Source organism: Hyphomicrobium zavarzinii ATCC 27496, from assembly GCF_000383415.1.
Lineage (GTDB): Bacteria > Pseudomonadota > Alphaproteobacteria > Rhizobiales > Hyphomicrobiaceae > Hyphomicrobium_C > Hyphomicrobium_C zavarzinii.
Window position 1 is genome coordinate 490,011 of record NZ_KB911258.1, and the last position, 14,733, is coordinate 504,743.

Below are 14,733 nucleotides of genomic sequence, written 5' to 3' on the forward strand. Positions count from 1 at the left end.
CAACGATGACAACAGAGAAGCCGCTCAACGTGCTGTTCCTCTGCACTCACAATTCTGCGCGCTCCGTCATCGCGGAGGCGATCCTCAACCGTCTAGGTGCCGGACGTTTCAGGGCCTACAGCGCCGGCAGCCAGCCGAGCGGCAGGGTGCATCGGTATGCCCACGAGCTCTTGGAGAAGCTCAACTACGATACGTCTTCGTTGCGCTCGAAGTCCTGGGAGGAATTCACGGGGCCGGGCGCGCCAGACCTCGATTTCGTGTTCACGGTCTGCGACAATGCAGCCAATGAAGTCTGCCCCGTTTGGCCGGGCCAGCCCATCAGCGCCCATTGGGGCTTGCCCGATCCGGGCATGGCCGAGGGCAATGAGAGCGAGCGGCGCTTTGCCTTCGCCGATACGCATCGGATGCTCTACCAGCGGATCAGCATCTTCACGAACCTGCCGCTCGCCTCGCTCGACAAGCTGTCGCTTCAAAAGCGTCTGGACGAGATCGGAGGCGCGGCCGTGGCTGCACCGGAGGACGCCTGATGGGGCCGTCTCTCTCGCAGCGCCTGCTCGCGGAGTTCGCGGGCACCGCTCTGCTGCTTGCTACCGTGATCGGCTCCGGCGTCATGGGTGAGGCGCTTTCCGGCGGCAACGTCGCCGTGGCGCTCTTGGCCAACACGCTGGCGACCGGGGCGATCCTGGTGGTTTTGATCACCATGCTGGGGCCGGTCTCGGGCGCTCATTTCAACCCGGCTGTCACCACCGTCTTCGCCGTCCGGCGCGATATCGAGCTTCCGGCAGCGGCGGCCTACATCCTGGCGCAGACGGCGGGCGCGATTGCCGGCGTGCTCTTGGCCCATGCCATGTTCGATTTGCCGATCCTTCAGCTTTCCCAGAAAGTCAGAAGCGGGTGGGGTCAAGCCCTGTCCGAATGGGTCGCCGCTTTCGGTTTGGTCGCGACGATCCTTTTGACGTTGCGGAGCAGACCCGAGGCCGTTGCCACGAGCGTCGGGCTCTACATCACGGCCGCCTACTGGTTCACCGCGTCCACGTCGTTCGCCAATCCTGCGGTGACGCTGGCACGCGCTTTCTCGGACACGTTCGCAGGCATAAGGTTGATGGATGTGCCGGTGTTCGTCGTCGTTCAAGTCGCTGGAGCGCTTTCGGCTCTCGCGTTCGTATTTATGCTGGCCGGGGCTCGACAGCCGAGCGAGCGCCCCGGTGTAACGTCGCCTGCGGAGTGAGCATGAGCATCACCATCTACCACAACCCTGCGTGCGGCACCTCGCGCAACACGCTGGCCATGATCCGCCAAAGTGGCGAAGAGCCGCGCGTGGTCGAGTACCTGGTCACGCCTCCGTCGCGCGAGGAGCTGGCGGCGCTCATCCGAGCCATGGGCATCCCCGTGCGGGATCTGTTGCGGCGGAAGGGCACGCCGTACGACGCGCTCGGGCTCGATGATCCCAAATGGACCGACGACGAGCTGATCGATTTCATGATGGCGCATCCGATCCTCATCAATCGCCCGATCGTGGTGACGCCTCTCGGCACGCGGCTTTGCCGGCCTTCGGAAGCCGTTATCGACATCCTGCCGAATCCGGATATCGGCCCTTTCGTAAAAGAGGACGGCGAGATCATCGCGGCGCGGAAGGCGGCGCGCGCATGACAGCAGACGGCCCCGCCAGCGCATATCCGACGCTTCCCAACATCGACCCGGCCTGCTTCGAGATACCCGGCGCGCAATTGCTCGATGTGAAGACCCCGTCACGGCATCCGCCCCGCATCCTCCTGCTTTACGGCTCGGTCCGGAAGCGCTCGTACAGCCGGCTGCTGGCATGCGAAGCGCAGCGGCTGCTCGAGGCCTTTGGCGCCGAGACGCGCCTCTTTCATCCGGACGGACTTCCTCTTCCTGACGGCGCGCCGGAAGACCATCCCAAGGTGAAGGAGCTGCGCGAGCTCGCGGCATGGTCAGAGGGAATGGTGTGGTGCTCGCCCGAGCGACACGGGGCCATGAGCGCCATCCTGAAGGCACAGATCGATTGGATCCCGCTTGCGGTGGGCGCCGTGCGCCCGACGCAGGGAAAAACGCTCGCCCTGATGCAGGTGTGCGGCGGCTCTCAGTCTTTCAACGCCGTGAACCAGATGCGCGTGCTGGGGCGGTGGATGCGGATGTTCACGATCCCGAACCAGTCTTCCGTCGCCAAGGCCTTCAACGAATTCGATGAAGCCGGCCGCATGAAGCCGTCCGCCTTCTATGATCGTGTGGTCGACGTCATGGAAGAGATGGTCAAGATGACCCTGCTGCTTCGTGACCGCGCTCCCTACCTCGTCGACCGCTACAGCGAGCGGAAGGAGAGCGCGGAGGAGCTTTCGAAGCGGGTCAACCTTGCGGCCGCCGTCGACACGCCGCCATGTTGCGGACCGGCTGCGTCCGCAAACAAAGGCACGCCAAGCCGATAGCCGCGCACCCATCTGCCGAACGCCCCTGTACGCCATCCCGGCGCAAGAGCGGCCGGACTGCGCCGCCGATGAAGCACAGCCCGGCCTTCTTCTGTCACTCCTGCTGGTCGAGACCGAACGCGCGGGGGTGAATGAGCTCCCCGCGCGGCTCGCTGCCGTCGAACGGCAAGGCCTGCACCACCTCCGGCGGACAGCCGGCCACGCCCAGGCCGGGGAACGCCCGGAAGCCGAACCGGCCATAATAGGCGGGATCGCCCACCAGGGCTGCGCCCCGGCCCGTGGCCCGCAAACGGCGCAGGGCTTCTTCCATCAGCGCGCTGCCGATGCCTTGGCGATGCCTCGACGGCGAAACGACGAGCGGGCCGATCAAGCCCCAGCCGCCCTGCGTCCCGATCCGCGCCGCGGAAGCGGCCAGATAACCGACCGCCTCGCCCTCATCCTCAGCCACGAGCGAGAGGAGAAGTGCGCCGTCCGCGCGCAGCTTCTCGACGATGCTCGCCTCCGTTCCCGTAGATTGCGGAAGCAGCAGGAGAGCTTCCGTGACAAGCCGGCTGATCGTAGGGATGTCACGAGGAGTTTCGTTGCGGATCAGCATGTCATGCCCCCTGATTGTCGAGTTGCGCGCGGACAAAGGTTCGGCCGCGCTTCGAAATCCGATAGGGGCTGCCCGACCGGGATTCGATCAGCCGCTTTCGCCGCAATCGGTTGAAGATAGTGAGATCGAAGTCCGCGAGGATCATACCCTCGCGCGTGACGCATGTGACGGCCGTGACCTTGGGACCGTCGCCGCGTTCGTGCTGGATGCAGCCGCCAAGGGCCAGAACGTGCAGCGCACGTTGCTCATGTCGTGAGATGTTCATGGAGGTCTCGTGTGATGGCGCGAAAAAACACCCCGCGTGCGCGTGCACGCGGCGGCGATGAATTTCACGAGGCTCTCTGAGGTTCAGAGAGCCTGATCACACAATCTCAGACATCCAGTCTCCAGGTTTCGCGAGACGAACAGTGCCGCCGCGCACCCTGCCAATATCGGGCGCGCGCGTTCCTGACAATTCAAAAAAGCGAATGCACGGACGTCGATCCGGCGCGCGATGCGCGGATCGGTGGCACTGACCGCCTCAAGCGCGGTCATGGTCCAATCTCCACGCCCTCTGTGGAATGTCAGCTTTTGACCCGAAGCAGACCTCTGTGTGTTTGGCGTCAACCCACAACCCGCTTTCCCACAAGCACGGCAGAAATGTAGTAGCGAACCCCATTTGGAGGGTTAGCCCACTCCTCCTTGAGGGCCGTAGTGACCTGGACTAGCTCATATCCCTGTGAATTCATCTGAGCAGTTGTCGTCGCCACGGCGTTAGCAAAGGCGGCTGTAGCCTCGTCTTTGCCATACACGTAGCCACTGGAGGCCCACCAAATCTGATTGACCATTATCTCCCCGCTAGTTCCAGAGCATCACAGGCTAATGATCGTCGTGACAAAGAGCAACGTCAGCTTCTGGCCGAAAACGACACCGTCAAACAGCACATCACGCGGGTGCCGTTTTCCTGGCGGGCGCAATATCGAAATGATGCGCGGTCTCCTTGATGCCGAGCTTCTCGTAAAGCGCGATGGCGGGAGCATCCACCAGATCGGCTTGCACGAAAATCACATAGGCATCCCTGCGAAGAGCCTCGTCCTGCAGGAGATTTATCATTGCAGTGGCGATGCCTCGACGCCGGAACTCAGCATCGACAGCGAGGTCGTAGATGTAGATCTCGCGCCGGTCTTGCTCGAATTTGTCGAGTTGATACGCGACCAAGCCTCCGGCGACAGCCGGGCCGGTCTTGGCGCAGATGGCGATGAAGTGAGCCTTTCCAAGAAGGTCGCTGAGGTAAGCGTCAGTTGCTTGATTGCCGAGATAGGTCTCGGGGTCCTCGAAAGCCCTTGCGAATGTCCCGAGCATTTCTCGCATCAGGGGAACATCTGCCGGGCGCAGAATGATGAAATCAATGGGTGGAGTCATTTCGAAAGACTACCACAGTCACGCAATTCCAGGTCTCGCCCTGAGCGCCAGCGCCCGCGACTGCACCCGGGCGGAAATGCTCAAGCCCAGAGAGGTGTCTTCCCTGCGGCGTGCCGAGCGCCGGATGCGTGGCAATTGCGGCACGCTTTTCGGACGCTCGCGGGTAAACGCAGTTCTCAACAGGCTGAGTCTATTGTCGGGCGCCGTGCGCTCAACTAGTTCTCAAGCAGGGATCGATCATTCTTCGGAGGGATCATGCGTTCGTTGAAACTCGGCTTGGCGGCTACGGGGATCATCTTCGCGCTTTCAGCGGCGGCTCAAGCCGACTGCGTCAAAGTCGGAACGGTTGGAGAAGCTCCGACCCATGCGATCGCGGAGCTCTTCGCTAAGAACGGCCTTAAGAACATAATCTATGGGCAGGGCCGCGAGGGCAGGGGTCCGGTCCACCTCAAGTGCGAAGACGGAGCGGCGACAACGACGTGCCGCGCCTCGCAGATGGCTTGCAAAGTGTCGGAACCCAAGACCTGCTTGGGCGCTTGGTTGTGCCTGTAGAGAAGACCTCGACGCCTGGCGCGAATAGATAGCGCAACGTCGGACGGGCTTCGGTCTGCTCAAGGGACGCTTCGTCCCTTGAGAGGGATCTGCACACGCCATCCTGGCGCGAGCCCGGGCTCACGTGCTCGCGAGTGTGCACAGTCTTGCCTCGGAGAGCGGTCGGGCTGCGCCCCACGACGCTAGAGAGCCCGACCTTCAATCACTTCTCTGTCGTTCGAGACCGGACGCGCAGGCGCCCGGCCTGACAGCCGCCCTTACAGCTCGCCCGCCATGTACTTCGGCAGCCAGCTCTCGTTGATCTCGGCAAGCTCGGGAAGCGGCAGCTCGGGCTCGCCCTTGAGCACGATGGCGTTGCCGCCCGTGCGCCCGACGATGCGCGCAGGGAGCGCCAGCAGGCGCGCCCGCTCGATGACTTCCTCCGCGCGCGCCGGGTCGACCGACACGACGTAGCGGCCCTGGTCCTCGCCGAACCAGATGGCATGCACGGGAAGCTTGCCCTCGTAGGCGAACAGCTCCACGCCGAGCCCGCTGCCCTTCTCGCCGGAGGCAAGCGCCATCTCCGCGATCGCAACCAGGAGGCCGCCGTCCGAGATGTCGTGCACGGCCGAAACCTTTCCTTCGCGGATCAGTGCGCGCACGAGGCGTCCGGCCTTGATCTCGTCGGCGAGATCCACCGGCGGCGGCGCGCCTTCGAGCTTCTCGCAGATGATCTGCTGATAGAGCGACTGGCCGAGCCAGCCCTGCTCGCGGCCGAGCACGACGAGCAGATCGCCCTCGCGCTTGAGGCGGATGTCGGCCATGTGCGCGACGTCGGGGATGAGGCCCACCCCGCCGATCGCGGGGGTCGGCGGAATGCCGACGCCGTTGGTCTCGTTGTAGAGCGACACGTTGCCGGAGACGACCGGATAGTCGAGCACGCGGCAGGCTTCCGCCATGCCGCGCACGGAGCCCACGAACTGCCCCATGATCTCGGGCCGCTCGGGATTGCCGAAGTTCATGTTGTCGGTGATCGCGATCGGATCCGCGCCGACGGCAGTGAGGTTGCGCCACGTCTCGACAACCGCCTGCTTGGTGCCCATCTCCGGGTCGGCGGCCACGTAGCGGGGCGTGACATCGCACGTCACCGCGAGGCCCTTCTTGGTGCCGTGAATGCGCACGACGCCCGCGTCGCCGCCTGGCCGGCCGATGGTATCGCCCATCACCATGTGATCGTACTGCTCCCACACCCAGCGGCGCGAGCAGAGCGCGGGCGAGGCAAACATCGTCTTCAAGGCATCGAGGTTGCCGTTGGGCGCCTTCACCCACTGCGGCAGCACCGGCTGCGGCGGAACGTGCGCGAACCACGGACGCTCGTACATCGGGGCAGAGTTGGCGAGCACCGGAACCGGCAGGTCGGCCTCTACCTCGCCCTTGTGCATCACGATCATGCGGCCCGTGTCGGTGGTGATGCCGATGACCGCGAAATCGAGGCCCCACTTCTTGAAGATCGCCTCCGCCTCGGGCTCGCGCCCCGGCTTCAGGATCATGAGCATGCGCTCCTGGCTCTCCGAGAGCATCATCTCGTAGGCCGTCATGCCTTCCTCGCGCTGGGGCACGTGGTCGAGATCGAGCGTGATGCCCACGCCGCCTTTGTCCGCCATCTCCGAGGTGGAGGAGGTGAGGCCCGCAGCACCCATGTCCTGGATGGCGATGATGGCGTCCGAGGCCATCATTTCGAGGCACGCCTCGATCAGGAGCTTCTCGGTGAAGGGATCGCCCACCTGCACCGTGGGGCGCTTCTCCTCGCTCTTGTCGTCGAACTCGGCAGAAGCCATCGTCGCGCCGTGGATGCCGTCGCGGCCGGTCTTGGAGCCGACGTAGACCACCGGGAGCCCGACGCCCTTGGCGGCCGAGTAGAAGATCTTGTCAGTCTTGGCGAGGCCCACGCACATCGCGTTGACCAGGATGTTGCCGTTGTAGCCGGCGTCGAAGTTCACCTCGCCGCCGATCGTCGGCACCCCCACGCAGTTGCCGTAGCCGCCGATGCCGGAGACAACGCCCGACACCAGGTGGCGCGTCTTGGGATGAGAGGGATCGCCGAAGCGCAGCGCGTTGAGGTTTGCGATCGGCCGCGCGCCCATCGTGAAAACGTCGCGCATGATGCCGCCCACGCCCGTGGCGGCGCCCTGGTAGGGCTCGATGTAGGAGGGGTGGTTGTGGCTCTCCATCTTGAAGATGGCGGCGTCCCCGTCTCCCAGGTCCACCACGCCCGCGTTCTCGCCGGGCCCCTGGATGACCTTGGCGCCGCTGGTGGGGAGTGTCTTCAACCACACGCGCGAGGATTTGTAGGAGCAGTGCTCGCTCCACATCACAGAGAAGATGCCGAGCTCCGTGAGGCGCGGCTCGCGGCCGAGGATCTTGAGCAGACGCTGGTATTCGTCCGGCTTTAGCCCATGCGCAGCGACGATCTCGGGCGTGATTTTGGCGGTCTGCGTGTCGGTCACGGTGTCCTGCATCAAGAATATGGCCTTAGGTCTCGGCGGAGTGTTTCAGCTCTGCTTTAAAGAGATTCAAGCGGAGTTTGATCGCTAAAGCCGAGCTTATAGCGAGTGGTGCGGCACTTGTCGCTCGCGTGAGGACGCTTCTCCCATCCCCGCGACACCGCATCAGCCCAAGGGGAGGGGCGGGGAGCCTCTCCTCCGCGACTCCTTTATGGCGGCGAGAGGTGGTGCGACATCGGAGTGATGCGGCATTCCCGCGCTGCACAAAACTGCATACTGCTATGCAGCATTGTGGATTTTGTCTGCCAAGTCATAGTGTTAGAAAATGCCCAAGCCGGATTGCTGGACTGCGTTGAGTGTCCCGCCGCGGCGATCGATGAGCAACCTGAAGATAAGAGAGGAGCACAGCCATGTCGAAGACGATGAAGCGTCTCGCTGCAGTGGGTGTGATGGGTGTTCTGGCGGCTGGTGCGGTGTATGCCGGATCGACGCCGAAGGTCGACCTGGGCAGTTCGCACGAGATCATGAGCCCCGGGCACGGTTTGAGCCTGGATATCGGCGGCAAACACGCCATTGGCTACTTCGAGACAAAGGACAACGCCTGCCACCTGACTGTCGTCGTGGCCGACGTTTCCGGCGGTGAGACGGGGCTGGATAGCCCGGGCACCCGCTTCGTTGTTCCCGTAAACCCCGGCAAGGGCGTCCAGGTGGATGCCAGCGCCGGTCAGTCTGCAGAATTCTTCTGCGGTCCGGGAGCAGCCCGTATGACTGCGCGCGTATTCGATCGTGCGCCCTACAAGTCGTAAGAAGTATTTCTAAGTTGAGTGCTTGAATAGCGGGCAGGCCCCCAGGGTCTGCCCGCTTTTTATGTAATTATATCAAGAGGCGACATACGGCCGCGGCGCCAAATGCATTGCTGGCGAGCAAGTGCCGCAGTTCTTTTGGGCAGCGAAGCAGGCTATAAGGATACCAACGCAAGCACTAACCAAGAGAGACTTTCCAATGAAAGCCGTGTTGCTCGCGCTTCTTCAGACCCTGTCCGCCGAGACCGTCTCGGGCCGGGGTTCCAAGCGGCGCTGAGTTCGGCCCGCCCGGTGAGATGCCGGGTACCGATACTCACTCCGGCAAAGCCGGAGGATAAAGAAGGGGCAGATCGCAAGATCTGCCCCTTTCGCTTTTCCGAACCTCAGTGTGTTCCAGCGCTGCCCTACGCCATGGCCGCCACCGCGCTGACGAGCGCGCTCTCGAAAATTCGCCGTCCGTCGGTGCCGCCGAGCGGGTCTTCGTAGAGGCGCTCCGGATGCGGCATCATTCCGAGAATGCGCCCCGTGGGGTCCGCGATTCCCGCGATGTTGCGTTGCGCGCCGTTCGGGCTGGTCTCCGCCGAGACGGAGCCGTCTTTGTCGCAATAGCGAAACACGACCTGTCCCTCGCCCTCCAGGCGATCCAGCGTCTCGGCGTCTGCGAAATAGTTGCCCTCGGCGTGCGCGATCGGCACGCGAATGACCTCGCCCGCCCGATAGGTGTTGGTGAAGAACGTCTTGTCGGTTTCCACCTTGAGGTAGACGTCGCGGCAGATGAAGCGCAACGAGGCGTTGCGCATCAGCACGCCGGGCAGAAGCCCCGACTCGCACAGAATTTGAAAGCCGTTGCAGATGCCGAGCACGGGCGTGCCGGCTTTCGCCTTCGCGATCACGTCGCGCATGATCGGAGAATGCGCCGCCATCGCCCCGCAGCGCAGGTAGTCGCCGTAGGAAAAGCCGCCCGGCAGCACGATCAGGTCGGAAGCGGGCACAGACGCATCGCCGTGCCAGACCATCTTCACCGGAAACCCGGTGATGCGCTCGAGCGCGGTCTTGACGTCGCGGTCGCAGTTCGAGCCCGGAAAGACGATGACGGAAGCGCGCAGCATAGTTGGCTCCAAACCTCTTGTTCGCGTGACCTCAGGGCGCCGGCCCGAGAGGCGATTGCTCCTGTTTTCTGCGCTCGGCGTCCGCCCGGGACGCGTTGGTCAGCTGCGTGTCGCCAGCTTTCATGTCTGCCATGAGAGCGCTGAACGCGCTGCTGTCGCCGTAGCCGCACCCTTTGCTGTCCGCAGTCCAGACCCCCGTAACCTGCTTGCGGAAGGTGCGCAAGGTCGCGGCGGGATGTGCGGGATGTCCGGGTGCGGAGAAGGCGATGTGCACGCTCCACGTATCGGGCGCCGAAAGCGTCACCGCCTCGAAGCCGCCCTCTTGCCCGTGCTGGGCGCCGGGTAGCGCGTAGGCCATGGCGCGCAGTCCCTCGAAGCCGAGGGTGCAGTCGAGCGTCGGAGGGCGGGTATCCTGCGCGGCCGCGCCGCTCACATGAAGAAAAACGAGGCCGCCGAGCCAAAAAGCCTTGCGGACACGCAGCATGTCAGGGCGCGAGCTCGTAGCTGTAGTTCTCGATGACGGTGTTGGCGAGCAGGTCGCGGCACATGCGGTCGACCTCGGCGCGCGCCTTCTCCTCGCTCATGCCGGCGACATCGACTTCGATGTACTTGCCCTGACGGACGTCGTTGACGCCCTCGAAGCCGAGCGCGCCGAGCGCCTGCTGGATGGCCTTGCCCTGCGGATCGAGCACGCCGGATTTGAGGGTGATTTTGATGCGGGCTTTCATTGAGGTCCTATAGGCAGCGGTCAGCAGGCAACTGACAGCAGGATATGAAGCGGATCGCTGCCTGCTGCCATGCTGCCTGTTGCCTCATCGATCAGTTCGGCTTTCCTGCCGGATTCGAGGCGACCAGAACCGGCCCCACGCCCTTGGGCGGGCGGTTCTCGGTCAACACGCCGAGACGGCGCGCAACTTCCTGATACGCTTCGAGCACGCCACCGAGGTCGCGGCGGAAGCGATCCTTGTCGAGCTTGTCGCCGGAGGTGATGTCCCACAGGCGGCAGCAATCGGGGCTGATCTCGTCCGCCAGCACGATGCGCATCTGCTCGTTGTCCCACAGGCGGCCGAACTCGACCTTGAAGTCGACGAGGCGGATGCCGATGCCGAGGAACAGGCCGACGAGGAAGTCGTTCACCCGCAGCGCGAGCTGCATGATCTCGTCGATCTCCTGCGGCGTCGCCCAGCCGAACGCGGTGATGTGCTCTTCCGAGACCATCGGGTCGTTCAGGTTGTCGGCCTTGTAGTAGAACTCGATGATCGAGCGCGGCAGCTGCATGCCTTCCTCGAGCCCGAGACGCGTCGAGAGCGAGCCGGCGGCCACGTTGCGCACCACCACCTCGAGCGGAATGATCTCGACCTCGCGGATGAGCTGCTCGCGCATGTTGAGACGCTTGAGGAAGTGCGTCGGCACGCCGATCTCGCCGAGCCGCTGGAAGATGTACTCGGAGATGCGATTGTTGAGCACGCCCTTGCCTTCGATGAGCGCATGCTTCTTCGCGTTGAAAGCCGTCGCGTCGTCCTTGAAGTGCTGAATGAGAGTGCCGGGCTCCGGTCCTTCGTAGAGAACCTTAGCTTTTCCCTCGTAGATACGACGCCGCTTGTTCATCGATCCTGGTCCCTTGACGATCACGCTCATGTTCAATCTTGTCTCTGAGGAAGGACGGCCTGTCCCGCGGAGCCGACCCCTTGATCTTTCAGCGAGATTTTTGGAGTTCTCGTCTTGGTTGGGGGGCGGCCGAACGCACAAAAATCATGTTCTGGACACTAGCTGAAGCAGGGGGCAGAAACAATCTAAACGAGGGGTCGGAAGGCCCTTGCGGCCATGCGGCGGACAAGCCGTTGATTTGTCTGCCACGTCAGGTTACGGCTCCCGGGTGAGAGGGTAACCGTTCGGCCCATACAACACATTTTTCACCCAGAACAAACCCGGAACTATCCGGTTCGGAACAGCACCTGTTGGAGACGGTCATGACGACGTTCGATGAGCGTGAGAAGGCGTTCGAAAAGAAGTTTGCCCACGACCAGGACTTGCGCTTCAAGGCCGAGAGCAGGCGCAACAAGATGCTGGCCGAGTGGGCCGCAGAGAAGCTCGGCATCACCGGTCCCGCACTCGAGGAGTACGTGAAGGCGGTGCGCAAGGCTGATCTCGCCGAGAAGGGCGACGAGGATGTGCTGCGCAAGGTGAAGCAGGACTTCGCCGACAAGGGTATCGCCATCGACGAGGCGGAGATCCGCAAGCAACTCGGCGAGTTCCTCGCCAAGGCCGTCAAGGACATCGAGTCTGCCAGCAAGTAGCTCGCAAGCTCACTCCCGGATTGAAGAGGAAGGGCGGCGCTCCCGGTTGGGAAGCGCCGCCCTTTTTCGTGTGCCTCGCGCGTCCTCACTCCGAGAGGGAGGAGAGGAACGAGCCGAAGCGCAGCACGCCCTCCGGCCACGGCCCGTGTCCGGACTCGCCGTTGATGTGGCCGAGGTCGCCCGCTTCCACCAGCGTCGAGCCCCACGCATTCGCGAGCACGGTTGCCCGATCGATCCTGCAGTAGGGATCGTTCGACGACGCCACCATCACCGATGGGAACGGCAGCGGATCGAGCGGCAGCGGCGCAAACCCGCTCGCGGCTGCGTCGAGCCGGAAGCCGTCGCTCTCGGGCCAGTCAGACGCGGTATCCACGTCGGCCGGTGCCACCAGGAACGCACCCGACAGGAACCCCTTCGGAATGCGCCCGGCAAGATGCGCGACGGCAGCCACGCCGAGGCTGTGCGCGACAAGCACGACAGGCCGCGTGCTCTGCACGGTGCTCTCGATGATCCGGCCCACCCAGGCCTCGCGGTCGGGCGTCACCCAGTTGTCCTGCTCCACGCGCCGCGCGGTCTTGAGCGTACGCTCCCATCGTGACTGCCAGTGGTCGGGTCCCGAGCTGGACCAGCCGGGAACGATCAGGATGTCGACTTCGGACGTGCGCATGGTTTTCGCTCCGAGAGAAAGCGCCGGTTTAAGGGGATTGTGATGAGGGTTTGCATGGAGCGCGCCCTCCATGCTGCGCCATCAGATGGGGACGCACGGCGGAAATTACGAGTCCCGTTATGGAGCCGGCGCCGTCCGCTGTGTCGCAAGGCCCTCGACGATCATCAGCCCCACGGCCGCCAGAATAAGCGCCGTCGACGGGCTTGGGAACAGCCGCAGCGCTGCCATCTCCGGGACCACAACCCCGATCAGAAAGAGGCCGCCGAGCGCGAGTACGAGCGGAACGGCGGAGGCTGGCGCGAACGGCTCGCCCGGACGCGCGAGGCTGCGCCGCCTGAGTAGCACGACGAAGGCGAGAGAGGCGAGCATCAGGAGCGTGATGCCCAGGTCGCTGGACGGCAGGTCGGGCGGCACGGAAAAGAGAAGCCACGGGATCAGAAGCGCACCCATGAGCGCCCAGTGCGCCACCGTGAAGCCGAGCAGAGGCGCCCAGGCCGCCTCCTCCGTGTCGGCAAGCTGAGGACGGCAGAGTGTAAGCGCGGCCAGCACGGAGATCGTGAGCGCGATGTAGCCTGCAGAAAGCAGCACCGCGGGCGAGCCCGCCACTCCGGTCATCTGCGCTTGCGCCATCAGCATCTTCATGAAACTCAGCGCGTGAGGAGCGGCCACCAGGATCCACATGCCGAACCCGATGCCATGGCGCGTGATGACGGAAGCTAGCCAGATCAAGAAGGCCGTGGCCGCGACGAGAGAGGCTACCACCCCGGCGCGGAACGCGAGACAGGGCTCTGCGACGAGCCCTGACGTGATCTGCTCCAGCGCCACGGCGATCCCGTTCGCTTGAAAGGCGGCGATGAGGAGCGCGCACAGTATGAGCCAGCTCCAGAGGCGCGCGCCGTTAGCGGGGACACGCGACCATCCTCTGAGTTTTGGCCAGGCCATCATCGCAACTTCGGCCAGCATGACCGCGGACAGCAGAGGAATGACGCCGAGCGCCATCAGAGAGATCCGCTCGACCGGAGGCGCCGAACCACCGGCTTCGAGGAGCGAAGCGGGAACGTTGAGGCCCGGCAGCGGGATGCAGGCACCCAGACGATACGCGGCAAGCGCGGCGAGCGTGACCGCGATGCGGCGCGACAGGGAACCTTCTGCAAGCGTGATGGTGAGCGTCATTGATCGTTGCTTTGGTGAGACCCGAATGGGGCTGGCGAACGCCGGAGCTGATGAGAGCGATCCAAGATTTAATCGCGCTCGGCATCGAAGCATGTTCCGCGCGGCACATGCATGTTGAGCGCCAGTAAGCCACGACCCGGCGTTAAGGCTCGGACGCTTGCGCTGCGGCTGGCGCGGGTTGGGCCGCAGGCTGCGGCGCCGGGGCGGGTTTCCTGCGGCTGTCCCCCCACGTGAACAGCCCCACGCCCAGGAGCACGAGGCTCGAGCCGATGGCGTCCGCGAGTGTGAACGGCTCGCCGAGGATCTGGATGGCGAGCCCGATGGTCACGATCGGCGACACGGTTGCGATCATGGAGACGACCTGGGGCGAGACGCGCGCGAGCCCGGCGTTGACGAGGAACGAAGGCAGCACCGTCGCCACCATGGCGCAGCCGAACGAAAGCCACAGGAAGCGTGGCGACGCCGCAAAGCTCCCGCTGCCGAAGACCACGTGGTGAAGCACGCAGAAGACGCCCGCTGCCGTGAGCGCGATGCTCGTGAACAGCGCGCTGCCAAGCGGCGCGATACAGCGCTTGGCGAGGATCTGATGCCAGGCGAACGAGATGGCCGCGCCGAGCACGAGCGCGGTGCCGATCGCCGTGTTGCGGCCGCCTGCGGGCAGATCTACCGCGAACACGATGGCTAGCCCGATGTAGGTGACGACAGCGGCGGCAATACCGAAGCGTGTGAGGGGCTGGCCATAGAACGCCGCTCCGATGAGCATCACGAACAGAGGGTAGGTGAACAGCACCAGCCGCTCGAGCGCGGCGGTGATGTACTGGAGCCCGGCGAAATCGAAGGCAGAGGCCATGTAGTAGCCGAGGAAGCCGACCAGCACGGCCCAGGCGACGCTGGCGCGGTCGGGCGGCGGATCACCTTTCGCGCGGCGCTTCGCATAGGCCCACAAGCCGATCGCCACGAACACCGGGGTAGCGAAGATCATGCGATAGGCGAGCATCAGCGACGCGTCGACCTGCTCCTGGAAGGCGAGCTTGATGAAGATCGCCTTGGTCGAGAAGAACGCGGCGCCGAGTGCGGCGCACGTGTAGCCGAAGGCGCGACTGACGGACGATCCCATGGGAGGTGCAGCCGGCTAGAGCATTTTCCGACGAGGCTAAACCCGCTCGCCGTAAGAGAATGCGACCAATCAAAAACCTGGAGCGCTCGGGT

18 protein-coding genes are annotated in these 14,733 nt (G+C 64.1%); 6 read left to right on the forward strand and 12 right to left on the reverse strand.

Features of this window, described 5'->3' with window-relative positions; all coding sequences use genetic code 11:
* Positions 1-5 precede the first annotated feature (5 nt).
* Genes F812_RS0113465 through arsH form a run of 4 tightly spaced genes read left to right on the forward strand, consistent with a single transcriptional unit; the run spans position 6 to position 2,444 of the window.
* Entirely contained in the window at positions 6-527 is a 522-nt protein-coding gene (locus F812_RS0113465; RefSeq protein WP_020086511.1) for an arsenate reductase ArsC, read from the forward strand.
* Positions 527-1,228, forward strand: a complete 702-nt coding sequence (locus F812_RS0113470; protein WP_020086512.1) for an aquaporin — start codon at positions 527-529, stop codon at positions 1,226-1,228. Before F812_RS0113465 ends, F812_RS0113470 begins: the two co-directional genes overlap by 1 nt.
* A gap of 2 nt (positions 1,229-1,230) precedes the next feature.
* Positions 1,231-1,650 (forward strand): arsenate reductase (glutaredoxin), encoded by a 420-nt coding sequence (gene arsC / locus F812_RS0113475; RefSeq protein ID WP_020086513.1) that lies wholly within the window; start codon positions 1,231-1,233, stop codon positions 1,648-1,650.
* The gene (gene arsH / locus F812_RS0113480) at positions 1,647-2,444 is read left to right on the forward strand and encodes an arsenical resistance protein ArsH (protein WP_020086514.1); all 798 of its coding nucleotides are present in this window, start codon (positions 1,647-1,649) and stop codon (positions 2,442-2,444) included. Before arsC ends, arsH begins: the two co-directional genes overlap by 4 nt.
* 94 nt (positions 2,445-2,538) lie before the next feature.
* Here the strand turns inward: arsH and F812_RS0113485 are convergent, their stop codons facing one another.
* From F812_RS0113485 to purL, 5 genes are all read right to left on the reverse strand, one after another.
* A complete protein-coding gene (locus tag F812_RS0113485; RefSeq protein ID WP_020086515.1) occupies positions 2,539-3,039 on the reverse strand; it encodes a GNAT family N-acetyltransferase in 501 nt (166 codons plus the stop codon).
* 1 nt (position 3,040) lies between these two features.
* Positions 3,041-3,304, reverse strand: coding sequence for a YjhX family toxin (locus F812_RS0113490; protein ID WP_020086516.1), 264 nt, complete (start codon positions 3,302-3,304; stop codon positions 3,041-3,043).
* Positions 3,305-3,387: 83 nt separating this feature from the next.
* Complete coding sequence (locus tag F812_RS26585; protein ID WP_156827410.1) at positions 3,388-3,573, reverse strand: hypothetical protein; 186 nt, start codon at positions 3,571-3,573, stop codon at positions 3,388-3,390.
* Positions 3,574-3,963: 390 nt separating this feature from the next.
* A complete protein-coding gene (locus F812_RS0113500; RefSeq protein WP_020086518.1) occupies positions 3,964-4,440 on the reverse strand; it encodes a GNAT family N-acetyltransferase in 477 nt (158 codons plus the stop codon).
* Between the two features lie 809 nt (positions 4,441-5,249).
* Positions 5,250-7,490 (reverse strand): phosphoribosylformylglycinamidine synthase subunit PurL, encoded by a 2,241-nt coding sequence (gene purL / locus F812_RS0113510; RefSeq protein ID WP_020086520.1) that lies wholly within the window; start codon positions 7,488-7,490, stop codon positions 5,250-5,252.
* A gap of 395 nt (positions 7,491-7,885) precedes the next feature.
* Between purL and F812_RS0113515 the strand changes: the two genes are divergently transcribed.
* Positions 7,886-8,281, forward strand: a complete 396-nt coding sequence (locus F812_RS0113515) for a hypothetical protein (RefSeq protein WP_020086521.1) — start codon at positions 7,886-7,888, stop codon at positions 8,279-8,281.
* Positions 8,282-8,682: 401 nt separating this feature from the next.
* Here F812_RS0113515 and purQ read toward each other — a convergent pair whose 3' ends face one another.
* The 4 genes from purQ to purC all read right to left on the reverse strand — a co-directional run bounded on the left by purQ (position 8,683) and on the right by purC (position 10,995).
* Positions 8,683-9,387 carry a phosphoribosylformylglycinamidine synthase subunit PurQ gene (purQ, locus tag F812_RS0113520; protein WP_020086522.1) on the reverse strand — a complete coding sequence of 235 codons (705 nt, stop codon included), beginning with the start codon at positions 9,385-9,387 and terminating at the stop codon, positions 8,683-8,685.
* A gap of 31 nt (positions 9,388-9,418) precedes the next feature.
* Positions 9,419-9,871 (reverse strand): hypothetical protein, encoded by a 453-nt coding sequence (locus F812_RS0113525; RefSeq protein ID WP_020086523.1) that lies wholly within the window; start codon positions 9,869-9,871, stop codon positions 9,419-9,421.
* Position 9,872: 1 nt separating this feature from the next.
* Complete coding sequence (purS, locus tag F812_RS0113530) at positions 9,873-10,115, reverse strand: phosphoribosylformylglycinamidine synthase subunit PurS (protein WP_020086524.1); 243 nt, start codon at positions 10,113-10,115, stop codon at positions 9,873-9,875.
* Between the two features lie 91 nt (positions 10,116-10,206).
* Entirely contained in the window at positions 10,207-10,995 is a 789-nt protein-coding gene (gene purC, locus F812_RS0113535) for a phosphoribosylaminoimidazolesuccinocarboxamide synthase (protein ID WP_026868114.1), read from the reverse strand.
* 362 nt (positions 10,996-11,357) lie between these two features.
* Between purC and F812_RS0113540 the strand changes: the two genes are divergently transcribed.
* On the forward strand, positions 11,358-11,684 hold the full coding sequence (locus tag F812_RS0113540) for a DUF1476 domain-containing protein (RefSeq protein WP_020086526.1): 327 nt from the start codon (positions 11,358-11,360) through the stop codon (positions 11,682-11,684).
* 85 nt (positions 11,685-11,769) lie between these two features.
* On the opposite strand, the gene F812_RS0113545 is transcribed toward F812_RS0113540, so the two are convergent.
* From F812_RS0113545 to F812_RS23895, 3 genes are all read right to left on the reverse strand, one after another.
* Positions 11,770-12,351: an RBBP9/YdeN family alpha/beta hydrolase gene (locus tag F812_RS0113545; protein WP_020086527.1), complete on the reverse strand. Its 582-nt coding sequence runs from the start codon at positions 12,349-12,351 to the stop codon at positions 11,770-11,772.
* Between the two features lie 117 nt (positions 12,352-12,468).
* Complete coding sequence (locus F812_RS0113550) at positions 12,469-13,524, reverse strand: preprotein translocase subunit SecY (protein ID WP_020086528.1); 1,056 nt, start codon at positions 13,522-13,524, stop codon at positions 12,469-12,471.
* A gap of 142 nt (positions 13,525-13,666) precedes the next feature.
* Positions 13,667-14,641 (reverse strand): DMT family transporter, encoded by a 975-nt coding sequence (locus F812_RS23895; protein ID WP_020086529.1) that lies wholly within the window; start codon positions 14,639-14,641, stop codon positions 13,667-13,669.
* Between the last annotated feature and the right edge of the window lie 92 nt (positions 14,642-14,733).